The organism is Frankia sp. CeTa3Moorea (genome assembly GCF_978021225.1).
In genome coordinates this window covers 2,613-18,295 of the sequence record NZ_CDXDOR010000003.1, presented here as the reverse complement: position 1 = coordinate 18,295, position 15,683 = coordinate 2,613, and the positions used below count along the sequence as shown (strand labels likewise).

The window sequence follows — 15,683 nt, the reverse complement described above, 5'->3', positions numbered from 1 at the left end:
TCGGCACGGCATGATAATCCGGAAAGGCATTCTCTTTCCGGGAGACCGCCGTCCCGAGCGCGTTGCCGGCTCAGGTTCCGGCTGGGTGGCGTCGAGACGGTGGTGGGCGGTGTTGCGCCCACCGGCGGCTCGCGCCGAGCCGGCTGGATCGGCCATGCCCTCGTGGCGGATGGCACACGGGAGGTCCTGTGGTGGGCGAAGGTCACCGGTTGCCGGTGGCGAGCCCCCGGGTGGCGGCGATCGTGCCGGCTGCCGGCCGGGGTGAGCGGCTGGGGGGAGGTACTCCCAAGGCGCTGCGAGCCCTCGATGGCAGGCCCATGCTGGTGCGTACGGTGGAATCGTTGCGCCGCTCCAGGCTAGTGACGCAGATCGTTGTCGCGGCGCCACCGACGCTGGTCGATGCCGTGGCCCAGTTGCTCGGCGGGGGCGTGCATGTGATCGCCGGCGGCGCCGAGCGGGTGGATTCGGTCCGCCGTGCCCTGCGGGCCGTGGACGACGACGTCTCCGTGGTACTGGTCCACGACGCCGCCCGGCCGCTGACGCCTCCCGAGCTGGTCGACGCGGTGGCGGCGGCGGTGCTCGACGGGCATCCCGCGGTGATTCCCGTCGTGCCGCTGGCCGACACGGTCAAGGAGGTGGACGCCGACGGGCGGGTGGTGCGTACCCCGCCGCGGGACGGCTTGCGAGCCGTGCAGACCCCGCAGGGATTCCGCCGCGACGTGCTGAGCGCCGCGTATGCGCTCGAGGACATCGCCGTGACCGACGATGCGGGACTGGTGGAGGCTCTGGGAGTGCCGGTGACGACCATTCCCGGCGCGCAGGAGGCATTCAAGGTGACTCGACCGGCGGATCTCGTGCTCGCCGAGGCGCTACTCGCCCGTTGCGACCCCGCGGACGACGCCCGGCCCGCGGAGGCCCGGCCCGCGGAGCCCCAGTTCGCGGGCGCCCGGTCCACGGACGCCTGGAGTGGCGGATGACCGGCGGCCCGCGGCGGGATGAGCCCGTCGTGGACGCCGCGCCCACCAGCCGGCAGGCTCCCGCGTCCAGTTTGGTGAACACGGTGATCCTGCCCCGGGTCGGCGTCGGGGTCGATGTGCATCCGTTCGCCGCCGGCCGGCCGTGCTGGGTGGCCTGCCTGGAATGGCCGGGGGAGACCGGGCTCGCCGGGCACTCCGACGGGGACGTCGCCGCACACGCGGCCTGTGACGCACTTCTCACCGCCTCGTGCCTCGGTGATCTGGGTCGGGTTTTCGGCACGGACCGACCGGAGTACGCGGGTGCGTCGGGCGCGGTCCTGCTGGCCGAGACGGCGCGGCTTCTCGGTGCCGCCGGTTGGGCGATCGGCAACGTCTCGGTCCAGGTCATCGGGAACCGGCCCAGGATGGCCGGGCGTCGCGAGGAGGCGCAGAAGGCGATGTCCGTGGCCTTGGGCGCCTCGGTGAGCCTGTCGGCCACCACCACCGACGGACTCGGCCTCACTGGGCGGGGCGAAGGCTTGGCCGCCATCGCGACCGCGCTCGTCGTCCGCGCCTGACGGCGGGCCTGTCACCGGTGATATGCCGTTTTGTCATCGACTGACCGCGTGCCGGCGCGGAGATGAGAGGGTGAGCCGACCCTGGCCTCTCCCCGAGGAGTCTGATGGCTGACCGCCTTCCCGAGTCGGTGAGGGCCCTTGCCGACGCCCGGACCTACGTCGTTCTGGCGACGATCCAGCCCGACGGCTCGCCGCGGATGACCGTGCTGTGGGTGGACCGCGACGAGGACGAACTGCTGCTGTCCACGGTGCGGGGGCGCGCGAAGGAACGCGACATCGCAAGGGATCCGCGGGTCGGACTGATGTTCTTCGACCAGGGCGATCCCTACGGTTACATCGAGGTCCGCGGGACCGCTACCCTGACCGAGGATGGCGGCCGGGAACTGATCGACCGGCTGTCGGTGAAGTACACCGGAGACGTGTACCGGTGGGATGATCCGGATGAGGCCAGGGTGGTCGTCCGGGTCGTGGCCGACCGGGTACTGACGGTCGGCTGATCCTCCCCTTGGGTCCCGTCGGTCGAGTGGGGCCGTACCCTTGACAGATGGGTCTCCACCTCCACGACACGCGCAGGCGGCGTGTGCGGCCATTCGAGCCGCTACGCCCCGGTCACGTGGGCGTCTACGTGTGTGGGCCCACCGTGCAGGCGGCCCCGCATGTGGGCCACATCCGCACGGCGCTGCCCTTCGATCTGCTGCGCCGGTGGCTGGTGCAGTCCGGCCACTCGGTGACCTTTGTGCAGAACGTCACCGACATCGACGACAAAATCATCATCAGCGCGGATCGGGACGGCACCTCGGTCTGGGAGCTCGCCACCCGGCAGACCCGCGCGTTCGACGACGCCTACCGCACTCTCGGGATCCTGCCCCCGACGATCCAGCCGCGTGCCACCGGTCACATCCCCGAGATGATCGCGCTGGTGTCGGCCCTCGTGGAGAGGGGATACGCGTACGCCAGCGGCGGTTCGGTCTGGTTCCGGGTGGGTGCGTTCGTCGACTACGGAGCGCTGTCCCACCAGCGACCCGACGCGATGCAACCGTCCGTGGAGGCTGAGCCCGGCAAGGCTGACCCCCGCGACTTCGCGTTGTGGAAGGCAGCCAGGCCCGGCGAACCGTTCTGGTCGTCCCCCTGGGGTGACGGCCGGCCGGGCTGGCATCTGGAATGCTCTGCGATGGCCGGAAAATACCTCGGCCCGGTCTTCGACATCCACGGCGGCGGACTCGACCTGATTTTCCCGCACCACGAGAACGAACGTGCCCAGACGGTCTGCGCCGCCACGGCCCGCCCGGTGTCGAACGCGGCTTCGGCCGATTCGCCCGGCCCCGGTGGTGGCGAGCCCGGTGGTGGCGAGCCCGGTGGTGGCGAGATGGCGCGCTACTGGATGCACGTCGGTCTGCTGACGACCGGCGGGACGAAGATGTCGAAGTCGTTGGGAAATTCCGTCCTGGTGGCCGACGCCCTCGACGAGGTCCGTCCGCAGGTTCTGCGTTATCATCTGCTTTCCGCGCACTACCGGTCCACGCTCGACTACAGCGCCGAGGCACTGGCGGAATCCACCGCGGCCCACGACCGGGTGGAGACCTTCGTCCGCAACGCGTTGGACATCCTCGGCGGGCCCGGGGAGGCGGCGGCACTGGCAGCCGACGAGGTCGTCTCGTCGTCGGCCGCAGGGACGGCGGGGAAGGCCGGGACGCGGCCGACGGTGGCCGGAGCCCGGCCGGTGCCGGTTCCCGGGCCGGGTGGTGAGCCGAGGCTCACCCCGCGGCGGGCCTGGTCCGATTTCACCACCGCTATGGACGACGATCTCGCCGTCGGGCGTGCGCTGGCGGCCCTGTTCGGCGCGGTGAGTCAGGGAAACCAGGTGCTGTCGAAGGCTCACAGCCGGGAGTTGGCCGGGTGGGTGGACGTGACCCGGCGGATGCTGAACATCTTCGGTCTCGACCCGCATGAGCAGTGGCCCACCGCAGGTGCCGAGTTCAGGCCGGCGCTGGACGGCGCGATGCAGGTCGTGCTGGATCTGCGGTCCGCGGCCCGGGCCCGGCGGGACTATGCGGAAGCCGACGCCATCCGCTCGAGACTGGCAGCCGCCGGCCTGATCGTGGAGGACACTCCAGAGGGCCAGCGCTGGCATCTGGCCTGAGCCGACCGACCAGGTCTCACCAGGTTGATCAGCGTTGACGCCGTGACGATCAGTTGACTGATCTGATCGGCAGGCCGCCTGCCGCCCCGGACGGCGGCAGGCGACCCGGTAGATCAGCGGGCGCGCAATGTGATGCGCGTCCAGGCGCCCAGGTAGACCCGGTCCCCGTCACGAAGCGGAACGGGCTGGCCGGGCTCGATGGGGTCCGGTTCGTCGTTCAGCCGGGTGCCGTTGGTGGATCCCGGGTCGCGGACCGCGTAACCGCCGTCGGGCAGCAGCTCGAACAGGGCGTGGCTGCGGGAGATTCCCGGGTCCTCCGGCGCTCCGGACAGGTCGATGTCTGGATGGATGCCACGGGACTCGCTGCGCCGCCCCACGAGCATCTGAGAGCCGGCCAGGGCGAAGACCCGACGAGGGTAGAAGGTCGGGAACGGGACCCGGTGGTCGTCGCCGCTGTCGTAGTACTCGCGCTCCGCCTCGACGATGGCTTCCCAGACGGTGCTGCCCGTCGGCGCGTGGTCCCGATCCCAGCCGGCGCCACGCCCGGCGCCGGCCCGTGGGTCGTCGAGGACCGCGTCACGGGGGTCGATGTGGCCGCCGCGGGTGCCGCTGTGCCGCGGGTCGACGAGTTCCGGGTCACCCAGCCGTGGATCATTCAGCCGTGGATCACTCAGCCGCGGGTCGGCGCCGGGCCGAGCGTGCCGCGGGTCGGTCGTGTGCCGTGGGTCGGTCGTGTGCCGCGGGTTGCCGCCCCGGCTCTGGGTGACCCGGTCGATGGATGGCGCGGGTGGAGCGGAGGCGTCCATGCCCAGCGGGTCCGCAGCGTAGCCGTACTCGGCGTCGCGCCGGCTCCGGCGGTGCGTGTCCGACTCGCGGTCAAGGTCGCCCCGCGGATCCGGATATCCACCCGGCGTCCGGCTGTCGCGGCCGGTGGGGTAGCCGCCGCGGTCGGCCCGGTCGTCATGGCCGCGGTCGTCATGGCCGCGGCCATAGGGGTCGCGGTCATAGGGGTCGTGGGGATCGCGGGAGTCGCGGTCGAGGTCGGGGTAGCCGCCCGGGACGCGCTCCTCGCGGCTGTCGCGGCCGACGGGGTAACCACCCCGGTCGGCCCGGTCGGCCCGGTCGTCATGGCCGCGGCCATAGGGGTCGCGGTCATAGGGGTCGTGGGGATCGCGGCTGTCGCGGCCGACGGGGTAGCCGCCACGGTTCTCCGGCGTGCCCCAGTCTCGACCGTAGGGATCGCGCCCGTGGTCGATCCGGTCGTCGGGGGCCGGCCGCTCGTCACGCCCGCGTGGGTAGGGGTCACGATCATAGCCACCGGGCGGGCCGTAGGGGTCCTCCTGATAACCGCGGCCCCCCCGGGACTGGTCGGGGTAGCCGTCACGGCCATACCCGCCGTACGAGTCGCCACCGCGCGGGTCGCCGACGCGCGGCGGGTCCGTCACCCCGGGCAGGTCGGCTGGCGAACGGCGGATGCCCAACGGGTCGTAGCCACCTGGACCGTCCGCATCTGGGCCGGTCTGCTCGGCTGGCCCACGCCGACGGTTCCCGTCAGCCGAGCGGCCGGGGGCATCTGCTCCGTAGGGAGCTCGCCCGCCGTCCTCCGGACGGTATTCGTACCTCTCCTGACCACTCATGATCCCAATTCCGCACCGATCGCAGTAGTCGGGTCGTGAGACAGGTGCCCCGTAGGGCATCGTGCCCTCACCTGATCACCGGTTCACCCGGAGGGTCCTCGTCGACCGTGTGTCAAGGACCATCTCATCGATCTTCTTGACGTTCTTCTTCAACCGAACCGTACCTGTTGTGGCATTGTCGACGTGAACCACCTTCTGTAGGAGGCGGTAGGTGTCTTCGTTGCCGGAGGCGAGCGCCAGCTGAGCGTCGCGTCCGAGCAACAGTGTCGCAGTCGCCTCGTCGCCGGCCCGACGCGCCTCCAGGCCCCGTAGCACCGCGGTCGCGAGTTCCACCTGGTCGGTGTAGTGGGTGACTGGGTCGCTGATCCGGCTCCACTGGGTCTCATCGTCCGTCCAAACCGCTCGGACCAGCGCCTTTGACGTCACCCGGCCGTCGACGACGAGGCTGACCCGCGCCGCCGGCGTCTCGGTTCCCAGCGCGCGGGCGGGCACCTGGACACTCAGGTGGTAGTCGCGCGACTCGATTCCCCACGCGCCGGTAGGGTAGCCGAAGCAGTGTTCGTCCGCGGGCGTGGCCTCGCCCGTCAGATCACGTACCACGGGTGCGACCTCCGCGGTGAAGACGCTCATCAGTCCTCCACCCGGGCGGCCACCACCGTGATGTTGTCGTGTCCCCCGGAGTCGATGGCGAAGTCGACGAGGTGGCGGGCGACGTCGATGGCCTCGCAGTGGGGTGGGAGCTGGTTGACGAGCGCGGCCATCACGTCGGGCCGGGACGCGTAGTTCCACAGCCCGTCGCTGCAGACCAGTACCGTGGCCGGCGCCTCGATGGGGAACATCTCGGTGTGCGGCGCGACGTCCTCGACGTCGCCGCCCAGCCAGCGGGTGAGGGTGTGCGCCCGCCGGTGTGTCTCGGCCTCGTTGGCTGGGATGAGCCCCGCGCGCGCGGCCTCGGCCGCCCAGGTGTCGTCGGCGGTCAGCCGCTCGCACCAGCGCGGACCGAGCAGGTAGACCCGGCTGTCGCCGACCCAGCCGACCGTGACCATGCCCGGGCCGTCCGGGGTCGGCGGGGTGACGATGGCCGCGGCGAACGTGCACGACGGCGCCATCCGCCCCTCGGCCGCGCTGAGTTGGGCGATGGTCGCCTGGGCCGCGTCGACGGCGGCGTGCAGCGCGGCCTCGGCGTCCTCCGGGGAGAACCCGCCGACGACCGTGCGGGGCGATGTTCGTGGCTTCTTGTAGTCGGCATACGACGGTTCGAGGATGTCGAGCATCTCCTCGGCCCGGCTGACGCCGCGCGACGGGCGGGTGTCGTGGTGGACGGGGCGCCCCGGGCCGTGGGCACGCACCGCATCCGCGAGGACGGCCATGGCGGTGGTCGCCGCGGCGGCCGAGGCCTGCCCGGAGCCCGGAGTGGTCGACACGCCGTCACACACCACCGCGATCAGCGTGCCGTACACGACGGCCAGGCCCATGGCGTCCTCGTTGGTGGTGTGCCGGACGCCGCGGTCGCACACGCCGGCGAGCTGGCCGAGGTCGACCTCGCTGTGGTCGGCGTCGCCGTGGCCGGGGTCCGGACCCTCCAGCCTGTGACCACAGACCTCGCAGTACCGGTCGTCGGCATACACCGGCGCCGCACACACCGGGCAGCGACCCAGGTCGTTGTCGAGTTCGAACGGCCCGCTCCCGGTGATCTGGTAGGCGACTGTGGGGGCGTCGTCATGCGGGTTGAGGTCCACCGTCATGCCGCCGGGAGAAATTGGCCGCGGCCGGAAACAGCCGGGGGAACGCATACGGGCGGTGTGCGCAGAGCCATGTGCTGGGTGCCTCCTGCCCCTGACGGTCGGGTCCTTGACGGTCGGGTCGCTAACGGCCGGATCGTCGATGCTCGCCGTGGCCGTCTCGGGACACCGACGGCGCGCGCCCGATGATCGACCGAGGTGGTCACACTCGTCGAGCTGGTCATCACGCATTCATGGAGACGTATTCTCCCAGCTTCCCCCGCGGCACGTCGAGGGTGTAGATCGCCGTGCCGGCGACCTGATCCGACGCGCCCGCCATCGTCGGCGGGCGACCCTAAAAGAGCGTAAAGGCCGGGGGCGGATGGTGGCAGGGCCCCCGCACTCCGGGGAACCCCGGGCCCGCCGGTCGGCGTGGTGATGCGCACCTGACCCTCCTGACGCCGGTGAGGGGCGGCCGGACCACGTCAGGTCGGGCCGTGGGCCTGCCGGCCCTCAGGATAGGGCGCCGGGTCCCCGGAAACGGCCATGTCGAGGGATGCCCATGGCAGAGCTCCTCCGCCGAGCTCCTGCCGAGCTCTCGCTGAGCGCGCCCCGACACGCCGGTGTCGTCCGCCGTATACCGTGGTCACATGGTCATTCCCCGGGCGTGTCCTGGTCGGTGGTCCTGATGGCCGGCGCCGCTCGCCGGGGCGGTGGGATCGCCCGCGGCGGTCAGGGCGGTCGGGCCGCCAAGTCCGGTTCCCACCGCAAGGGGGCCTCCACGGGCAGCGGCGGTCACGGCCGCAAGGCGCTGGAGGGCCGTGGGGCCACGCCGCCCGCGCAGCTGCGCCCCGGCCATCCCGCCCAGCGTCGTGCGGCGGCGGCTGCTGCGGCCCGTTCCGCATCGGCCGGAGCCGAGCGGGGTCGAGCGGCTGCCGGCCGGCGCGGGGATGGTGGCCGCGCCGTCGCCGCTGCGGCCACCACCGGGCCGAGCGCCGCGGGGGGTTCCGCGGGGACCGGGCGCCCACGGCGGACCGAGGGCGACGAGCTGGTGGTCGGGCGCAACGCGGTGGTCGAGGCGCTGCGGGCCGGGGTGCCGTCGTCGACCCTTTTCATCGCCGGCGGGCTGGACTTCGACGAGCGGCTCGCCGACGCCCGCCGACTCGCCGGGCGGGCCGGGATCGCCGTGGCCGACGTCGGCCGCACGGATCTCGACCGGATGTGTGGCACCGCTCCGCATCAGGGTCTCGCCCTCGTGGTACCGCCGTTCCGGTATGCCCATCCGGATGATCTCCTCGCCCGCGCGCGCTCGTCCCCCCCCGGTCTGCTGGTGGCGCTGGACGGGGTCACCGATCCCCGCAACCTCGGGGCTGTGGTGCGCTCGGCCGCCGCCTTCGGTGCCCATGGCGTCGTCGTTCCGGAGCGTAGGGCCGCCGGCATGACCGCCGCGGCCTGGAAGACCTCGGCGGGGGCCGCCGCCCGGCTGCCGGTGGCGCGCGCCACCAACCTGGCCCGCACGCTCGTCTCCTACGCGGCGGGCGGCCAGTTCGTCGTCGGTCTGGCCGCGGGCGGCGAGGTGAGCATCGACGAGCTCACGATGGCGACCGACCCACTCGTCCTGGTGATCGGCTCCGAGGGACGCGGGTTGTCCAGGCTGGTCGAGCAGCGCTGCGACGTGAGGGTCCGGATCCCCATGGCGGGTGCGGTGGAGTCCCTCAACGCGGGGGTGGCCGCTGGGATCACGCTGGCCGAGATCGCCCGCCGCCGTCGGATCGGCTGAGCCGGCCGATCGGTGGGTCCGCCGGGTCTCCGCCGGGCGGGGCTGCGGACGTTGACCTGGCCGGCGTCGCCGTGGCCGGGAAACCGTGACCGGGAAACGTAGCGCGCAGCCCCGTGTCCCGGAGGGGACACGGGGCTGCTGGCCGCGCGCCGATCAGTACCGGCCGGGCGCGGACAGTGAAAGCTGGCGCGGGAAGTCGGGCAGCTCAGATCTTGTGACCCCAGCACGGCTTCGATGCGTACCAGGGGCTCGTCCCCTGCTGGGCGTACAGGATGCGGGCGCGGTGCCACTGCTCGGCGACGCTGGCGTGCTGCGGCAGACCCTTGCCGCCGACCCCGCGCCAGGTGCTGGGCAGGAACTGGAACAGTCCGCCGGCGCCGATGGAGTTGACCACGCGCGGGTTTCCCCCGGACTCACACGGAATCACCTTGGAGAGGAAGCGGTCGGCATTCGTCGACGCGTTGGCCGGCTGGGACAGCGCGAGGCCACCGCCGATCGAGGCCGCGAGAGTGGTGGCTGCGATCAAGGCCCGGGAACCGAGCCTGATGCGGTTGAGGCCACGAGCGAGCGAACGAGCGTTGGACATTGAGTTGCCCTTCCCCACGCCTGCGAGGTGAGCTGTCGGGTTCGGGCTGGGAATGCCCGGCCGCGCATCGCGGCTTCACCCCGAGAACGCCTTTTCGTGGCGCCCGGAATTGGTTCCCCCGCTCCTGCCGAAGGTTCGATTCTCGTCGAGCGGGGGCAGGATTCGGCGTGCCGCCCGACGAATGCCATCAGGTGACGGCACGGCAATGAACATAGCTGAGAGTGACCCAGGAAAAACAAGAGTACGTGAGGATGCACACAGTGCATCCTGTTTACTTGTTCCGATCTTTTTAATGGTGTTTCGCGCCCGCGTGCGCGCCCGATTCTAGAGGTTGTCCAGTGGGCTGGAAATCCCCAGTCCGTAGCTGGGTCGTCACGTTGACGGTAAACAATACGCGATGCGTGGAGAAACTGTTCCGCCGCGTGGTGATCAAGCCTCTGCTACCCGCTGCCGGCAATCTCTAACCAGGATCTGGAAAAATCTGTGCCGGCGTTCCGGCGGGCCCGCACCTATCGCCCGCTTTCCGGACTATACGGCACGAGGGAATCATGTCATATGTCGGATCTACCAGTCGGTGCCGGACACCCGGTCCCGGCGCTGCGTCGCCGCCAGCCGCCAGCCGCCATGCCGCCATGCCGCCCGCGAGGCGGGTGCGTTCGGGTCGGTCAGCGGTTGTAGGACCAGGCCGAGCCGGTACCCCGGTACTGCTCCACCGGGATTGGTGTGGTTCCGGCCCGCATCCGATCCGTGTAGAGCTGACCGTGCAGGTGGTCGATCTCGTGGGCGACAAGCCGCGCCAGCCCCTGCCGATAGACGGTGATGTGCCGGTTGCCGTCGATATCGGTGTGTTCGACGTGCAGCTCCAGCGGCCGGGGGACGAGGCCACGGACGTCAAAGAAGCTCAGGCAGCCCTCGTACTGCTCGTCGGTCTCCCGGGAGGTTTCGATGACGCTGGGGTTGAGCAGCGTGAGCGTGTCGCCGCCCGGGGTACGCACGATCGCCGCGGCGCGGTTGATGCCGACCTGCGGCGCGGCGATGCCCATGCCCTTGCCGAAGGTGTGCAGGGCGGATACCCGTTCGAGGGCGGAGGACAGCTCGGCGACGACCCGGCGCGCGTCCTCGGCCTCGTCGGGCAGGGCGAACGGGCGGGCCGACTGCCGCAGGATCGCCTCACCCTCCTGCACGATGCCAACGGCCGCCATCTGATCGCTGGGACGTGTTCCGGTCTCCGCGGCCGGATCACGTTCCGGCACGGTGGCCCGGAAGTTCCATTCCAGTCGGTAGCGGGCGTGCAGCGGCGGCTCGGTGGTCGACCAGGTGAAGATCCGCCGGTCGCCGGAGTCGGTGCGGGCGATTGCGGTCCGGAACGGGAAGGCATCGGCGGTCATCGACGTCTCCATGCCCCAGACCACGGGATCCAGCTCGGCCGGAAAGTCCAGCTGCACCGAGAGGAAACTCGTCGGTACCCGCACGGCACGCTGGAACCACGGCCCCCACTTCTCCCTGCTCACCTGGTAGCTGTAGTTGATCCATGCCGATTCGCCGGGATAGAGCGGAAATCGCCCTCGACTGTTCTCGAAGAGCAGCCAGACCTCCTTGAGCGCGTCCCAGTCCGTCTTGACCTGCCAGGCCATCTGCTCGCCGCCGCAGTGTGCGCTGAGCTGGAGGTCCTCCCAGCGCAGTGGATCGGATCGGTACAACCGCGCGGAGCGTTCCGGATCTCCCGGGAACCGGTCAACCGATATCCGCATCAGATACCGGGTGACCGGTTCGCTGCCGGCGTTGAGAAGACGTCTTCGCTGGTGGGCGACGTACATGCTGTCGTCGTAGCGGAGTTCGGCCCGGTCCTCCTCGACGACCAGGCCCCCCGGTCCGGGGGGGACCCGGCCCGGGCTCTCGGCGACGACGGGCCCGGGGGCCGGGGCCGGGTCGACGGAGGGGGTCGCGACGTGGGCCACCGGCGTCGGGCCGGGTCCGGCCGGAACCGTCGGCGGCCCGGGCGGCTCGCGCACGTCCCGTGCCGCCTCCCACGGCCGTGCGGCCAGGTGGAAATAACTACCCGGGATACGCAGCGCGTCGGCGATGCGTTCGATCAGGGAGAGCCGGGCGATGCGGTCCTCGCCCTGCATGATCCGGCTGACCCTGCTCTGGCTGAGCCCTTCCACCGGCGAGGCGATGCGATTCTGACTGGCACCGTCATATTTCTTCATCAGCCGGAACACCGCGCGGAAGTCTCGCGTCGCACACGCCGCCCGGAAGTCCTCCCGGGCCAGCAGCTTGGGCGATACCCGGTAAGGTCCAGATTCGTACGACATCGAAACGGCCTTCCATGTCGGTACGGTCGGTGAAGGCCGGAGTGAAATCGGGCGATCAGTCCTCCGTCAGTCGACACATCAGGATAACGACGCCATGCCAAACGGGCACAGATGTTCGGCTGAATGCTCGACTGTCGGCTATCCGACAGCACGGGCTCGGCGGTTTCCCGGGTCTTCCCGGGTCTTCGCGGTGTATGGCGGATGTCGTGTCTGACTCCTTGCGGACAGCGACGGCTGCTGGTGGCGTGCTGTCGCCGCTGGCCGGGGTGATGTCACGGACGCCACCTAGGAGCCGGGCCGTAGATAGGTGAAGTCTTCCCCTCCAGCGCCCGGTTGCCGGTGGCGCAGACGACGACATCCGCGCGGCCCATACGAGAAAGGCATGCCTGACTGACGTTTCCGGATCCCGGTCGCCCGCGTCAGTCTTGGCGGCAGGCCGGTCCCGCCCCGCGTCGAGCCGCGACCTCCGCCGGGCGGGGCCGGCGTGACGGCGAGCCGCAGCCGGGCGTGACGCCCGAGACCTCCGGGAGGGGTCCGTGGACAGGTGGCCCTGCCCTGCCCAAGCAGGGCCACCCTCGGCCTTTGCCCGAGTCCGGGGAGCCCGCCGAACCGACGGGCCCGGCCGCGCCTGAGCCGACCGTCGCGACCACACCCCGGGGATTCGACCGCTGGGCGGTCACGGTGGCGGCCGGTTCCGACCCGAGGGGGAGGCCTTCCGCGCAGTCGGGCGCATGCCCGCGCCGCTCCTCCGTTACAGGATTTCGATCACAGCGAGGTGCGGAACGGACCAGTCACCTCGTAGGTGATGCCGCCGCTGCTGGAACCCGAGGTGCCGCGCTGGGAGGAGAAGTACAGCCGGTTACCAGCCGGGTTGAACGCCGGTCCGGTGATCTCCGAGGAGCTCTGGCCAGTGATGCGCAGGAAGGGGGCAACGATGTCGCCGGGGGTGATGATGCAGATCTCCATGTTGCCGCCGTCCTCGGCGACGTAGAGGTCACCGACGGCGGCGACGGTGATGTTGTCGACACCGGTCAGCGGGGCGCCGGAGACGTTGTCGTCGTAGACGATCGCCAGGGTGTTGGCCGCCGCGTCGTAGGCCCACACCCGGTTGTCGCCCTTGGTGGTGAAGTAGCACTTGCCGGCCGAGTACCAGGCGCCCTCGCCGCCGTTGAACAGCTTGGCGCCCGAGACCTGGTCGCGGGTGGGTGTGGGGCTGCCGTCGGGGTCGGGCACGTTTGCCCAGGACAGCACGCCGGAGACCTCCTTGAGTACCTGCAGGGTGCCGGAGGACAGGTTGCCCCAGGTGGTGGGCACAAACCGGTAGAAACACCCGTCGGACGCGTCCTCGGTCAGGTAGATCACCTTCCGGTCCGGGTCGGCGGCAGCAGCCTCGTGGTTGAATCGGCCCATCGCGGCCCGCCGGACAGCCGCGTTGACCCCCCACGGGTCGGTCTCGTACACGTAGCCGGTGCTGGTCTCCTCACACGACAGCCAGGTGTTCCACGGGGTGGTCCCGCCCGCGCAGTTGCGGTTGGTGCCGGACAGGATGCTGTAGGCGCCAATGATGTTGGCGTTGCTGTTGAACTTCACGGCACTCACGCCGCCGCCGCCGCTGCCTACCTCGGCGTTGGACACATAGATCCAGCCCGTGCCGTTGGCGAAGCAGGCGCCGCCGTCCGGGGCCCTGTGCCAGGTGTAGCTGGTGCCCGACACGGTCTGGGTGGATCGGGCGATCACCCGGCTGGTGAAGCCTGACGGCAACATGATTCCGTTGGCGTCGGCTGACTGCAGCGGCCCGTAGGGGCTGTTACCCGGTACCGCCGGGTAGGCCACGGCCGCCGCGCGCCACAGCGAGCCACTGAAGGCCGCCGCGCCGACGCTGACAAGACCGGTCCGAAGGAGAGTTCGACGATCCATTCCTGCTCCCATCTCCACGTGAGGATGCCGCGCTCGCCCGAGCGTCTCCGCCCGAGCCGCAGTATTCCGTGCCGCCGGCAATCTAACGTACGGTGAGAAAATACGACAGAATCGTGGCGTGAACATTGTGAAACCGACTGGCCAACAATATCAACGTAGAGTCAAGGTCGACCCGGTAATTATTCGAGGTGAAATCTTACCCAATGTTCGATGTAATTCGGATGTTGCGGTGGGGGCTGGCTTTGTGCGGCCGTGTCGGAGAGGGCGCTGGTTACTCACGTGGAACGGGTCGACGACCAGGCGGGCGTGCGGCAGATTCCCAGCGAGGCCTGGCGATCCGTTCAGCCCTCGCCGGTGAAGTGCAGGGTGACGCGATGCCGGTCCGACGGCCAGGCGGGCACCTGGAGAACGTCCCGGTGGGCCGTTTTTCCCCGCGGCGTCATCGCGACTTCGACCGAACGCTCACCCGCCGGGATGAACACATCTACGCCGGTAATGAAGCCGATCCCGAAATACGCCGGAATCGGCATCATGAGGTGGGTGACGCCATCGGAATTCCGGTCGAACAGGTAGACGCCCAGGGCCATTTTGGACCGGGGTGCGTCGGCGGCATTCAGCACGTTCTTCCCATCGATGCTGAGGACGTCGTCGGCGTCCCCCTGGTCCCCCCACCATTCGAGCGAGCGTTCGACGACCAGGCCGGTGTGCCCGGGACCGGTCTCCATCCCGCCGCCGATCTCCTTGCCCGGCTGGCTTGTCAGCAGGCGTACGAGGTGATCGTCGCGGCGGAACGGCTGGTAGTAGAAGTGGTGGTCGGGTTCCCCGCCGCGTACGATCACGAACTCGTAGGTGGAGGCGCCGTCACCCCGGAACGGACCCCAGGATCCGTCGCCGGAGAGGTGGAAATAACCTTTGAGGCTGTTCGCCCCCCGCCGGCCCGTCCGTGGGTCGACCCGGTGAACCTCCAGTCTGGCGTCCCGCACACCGACATTCATCGGATAGAGCAGGGCTCGGCCGGAGATCTCGATCGGGCCCTGCTTCGGCACCACGCCGGTCGTGTGCGGAGTGGTTCCGGTGAGGAACCGGTACATCTCCCTGAAGGTGGCCGCCGAGGTCAGGAGCTGGGCGCGGTCCTGGTCGACGAACCGCACGTTGGCGGCCCCCTCGACGCGCCGGGTCGGATCGTTCTCGCCCCAGACCGCCAGGGTGGGCACCCCGGCCGGGGGTCTGCCCGCGAGCGAGCCTCCGACAGTGACGTAGTGCGCGACCCGGTTCGCCCGGTCGGACGAGCTGGTCAGGTACCGCTCGCTCAACGCGGCGCCCTCGAGATGCGCCACCAGATCGAGCTTCTTCGTCCCGGTCGCCTTGAGGACACTGGCGATCTTCGCATCGAGGTTCGGGAGGACCTCCTTGACGGGGTTGGCCGAGGACGACGCGTCGTAGTCGAAGGCCTCGACGTGGTCGACGGGATAGCCGTTTGCGGTGAATCGTTGCGCCGGTGTCTCGAAGAGGCTGCCCGACCCGAGGCTGCCGTGCACGAACAGGATCGGGAGGCGAGAGGCATCCGGGGCGGCGTCCGCGGCGTCCGCCAGCTCCCGCGCGAGCGCCGGGGAGCGTCCTGCGCCGGGCTCCGTGCCGCCACTGCCGGAACAGGCGACCGCCAGTCCGGCGATGGCAAGCGCGCTCAGCAGGTGGAAGCAACGGCGGCGAGCCACTCGACGTCCCTTTCCCTCGGGATATCCGACGGCCACGCACCGGGCCACCGTCAGCATTTCTCCGGTCGGTTACACCTCGGTAGCTGCGCACCACTGGATCGGACGTTCTCCGCGTCCGACGCATCTCTGGCCAGAGCACAGTACATCGGGCCAGCGCACAGGACGGCCAGGCCCGCGTGAGCTTCGGTGCGGACGCGGCCGTGCCCCTGGTCAAAAACAAGGTGCGGGCCCGGCCAGTCGCCTGTCATCATCTCGGCGTGGACAGCGCGGCCGGCGGGGTTCCGCATCAGGAGGTGCGGTTGCCTGGCATCGGTTCCCGGGGCACCGGTCAAAACGGC

Annotated in this window: 12 protein-coding genes and 1 riboswitch; of the genes, 5 read left to right on the top strand and 7 right to left on the bottom strand. The window is 70.4% G+C overall.

Translation table 11 applies throughout. The features are described 5' to 3' along the window. The first annotated feature begins 191 nt into the window (after positions 1 to 191). The 4 genes from ispD to AC08OV_RS01090 all read left to right on the top strand — a co-directional run bounded on the left by ispD (position 192) and on the right by AC08OV_RS01090 (position 3,674). Complete coding sequence (gene ispD / locus AC08OV_RS01105; RefSeq protein ID WP_476612371.1) at positions 192 to 977, top strand: 2-C-methyl-D-erythritol 4-phosphate cytidylyltransferase; 786 nt, start codon at positions 192 to 194, stop codon at positions 975 to 977. Positions 978 to 1,051: 74 nt separating this feature from the next. Next, positions 1,052 to 1,534, top strand: coding sequence for a 2-C-methyl-D-erythritol 2,4-cyclodiphosphate synthase (gene ispF, locus AC08OV_RS01100; RefSeq protein WP_476602350.1), 483 nt, complete (start codon positions 1,052 to 1,054; stop codon positions 1,532 to 1,534). A gap of 104 nt (positions 1,535 to 1,638) precedes the next feature. Then, positions 1,639 to 2,031, top strand: a complete 393-nt coding sequence (locus AC08OV_RS01095) for a PPOX class F420-dependent oxidoreductase (protein WP_476612373.1) — start codon at positions 1,639 to 1,641, stop codon at positions 2,029 to 2,031. Positions 2,032 to 2,078: 47 nt separating this feature from the next. Further along, a complete protein-coding gene (locus AC08OV_RS01090; protein WP_476612374.1) occupies positions 2,079 to 3,674 on the top strand; it encodes a cysteine--tRNA ligase in 1,596 nt (531 codons plus the stop codon). A gap of 113 nt (positions 3,675 to 3,787) precedes the next feature. Here the strand turns inward: AC08OV_RS01090 and AC08OV_RS01085 are convergent, their stop codons facing one another. From AC08OV_RS01085 to AC08OV_RS01075, 3 genes are all read right to left on the bottom strand, one after another. Further along, complete coding sequence (locus AC08OV_RS01085) at positions 3,788 to 5,119, bottom strand: FHA domain-containing protein (RefSeq protein WP_476619152.1); 1,332 nt, start codon at positions 5,117 to 5,119, stop codon at positions 3,788 to 3,790. Between the two features lie 267 nt (positions 5,120 to 5,386). Further along, positions 5,387 to 5,941 carry a hypothetical protein gene (locus tag AC08OV_RS01080; protein WP_476612376.1) on the bottom strand — a complete coding sequence of 185 codons (555 nt, stop codon included), beginning with the start codon at positions 5,939 to 5,941 and terminating at the stop codon, positions 5,387 to 5,389. After that, a complete protein-coding gene (locus AC08OV_RS01075) occupies positions 5,941 to 7,056 on the bottom strand; it encodes a PP2C family protein-serine/threonine phosphatase (RefSeq protein WP_476612377.1) in 1,116 nt (371 codons plus the stop codon). The genes AC08OV_RS01080 and AC08OV_RS01075 overlap by 1 nt, the downstream gene beginning before the upstream one ends. A gap of 664 nt (positions 7,057 to 7,720) precedes the next feature. Between AC08OV_RS01075 and rlmB the strand changes: the two genes are divergently transcribed. Continuing rightward, positions 7,721 to 8,812 carry a 23S rRNA (guanosine(2251)-2'-O)-methyltransferase RlmB gene (gene rlmB, locus AC08OV_RS01070; protein ID WP_476612378.1) on the top strand — a complete coding sequence of 364 codons (1,092 nt, stop codon included), beginning with the start codon at positions 7,721 to 7,723 and terminating at the stop codon, positions 8,810 to 8,812. A gap of 205 nt (positions 8,813 to 9,017) precedes the next feature. Here the strand turns inward: rlmB and AC08OV_RS01065 are convergent, their stop codons facing one another. The 4 genes from AC08OV_RS01065 to AC08OV_RS01050 form a co-directional block, all read right to left on the bottom strand. After that, entirely contained in the window at positions 9,018 to 9,398 is a 381-nt protein-coding gene (locus AC08OV_RS01065; protein ID WP_476612379.1) for a transglycosylase family protein, read from the bottom strand. 2 nt (positions 9,399 to 9,400) lie between these two features. Next, positions 9,401 to 9,567: riboswitch (cyclic di-AMP (ydaO/yuaA leader) on the bottom strand. 496 nt (positions 9,568 to 10,063) lie between these two features. Then, positions 10,064 to 11,713, bottom strand: coding sequence for a peptide deformylase (locus AC08OV_RS01060; protein ID WP_476612380.1), 1,650 nt, complete (start codon positions 11,711 to 11,713; stop codon positions 10,064 to 10,066). A 765-nt stretch (positions 11,714 to 12,478) separates the two neighbouring features. After that, positions 12,479 to 13,630: an alkaline phosphatase PhoX gene (locus AC08OV_RS01055; protein ID WP_476619151.1), complete on the bottom strand. Its 1,152-nt coding sequence runs from the start codon at positions 13,628 to 13,630 to the stop codon at positions 12,479 to 12,481. A gap of 341 nt (positions 13,631 to 13,971) precedes the next feature. Continuing rightward, positions 13,972 to 15,345, bottom strand: coding sequence for a lipase (locus AC08OV_RS01050; protein WP_476615551.1), 1,374 nt, complete (start codon positions 15,343 to 15,345; stop codon positions 13,972 to 13,974). Between the last annotated feature and the right edge of the window lie 338 nt (positions 15,346 to 15,683).

Bases quoted from the DNA above. Each gene is read 5' to 3' on its own strand.
- AC08OV_RS01090 (WP_476612374.1), top strand. From the start codon at position 2,079: ATGGGTCTCCACCTCCACGACACGCGCAGGCGGCGTGTGCGGCCATTC.
- AC08OV_RS01080 (WP_476612376.1), bottom strand. From the start codon at position 5,941: ATGAGCGTCTTCACCGCGGAGGTCGCACCCGTGGTACGTGATCTGACG.
- AC08OV_RS01065 (WP_476612379.1), bottom strand. From the start codon at position 9,398: ATGTCCAACGCTCGTTCGCTCGCTCGTGGCCTCAACCGCATCAGGCTC.
- AC08OV_RS01095 (WP_476612373.1), top strand. From the start codon at position 1,639: ATGGCTGACCGCCTTCCCGAGTCGGTGAGGGCCCTTGCCGACGCCCGG.
- AC08OV_RS01060 (WP_476612380.1), bottom strand. From the start codon at position 11,713: ATGTCGTACGAATCTGGACCTTACCGGGTATCGCCCAAGCTGCTGGCC.
- AC08OV_RS01075 (WP_476612377.1), bottom strand. From the start codon at position 7,056: ATGACGGTGGACCTCAACCCGCATGACGACGCCCCCACAGTCGCCTAC.
- rlmB (WP_476612378.1), top strand. From the start codon at position 7,721: ATGGCCGGCGCCGCTCGCCGGGGCGGTGGGATCGCCCGCGGCGGTCAG.
- AC08OV_RS01055 (WP_476619151.1), bottom strand. From the start codon at position 13,630: ATGGATCGTCGAACTCTCCTTCGGACCGGTCTTGTCAGCGTCGGCGCG.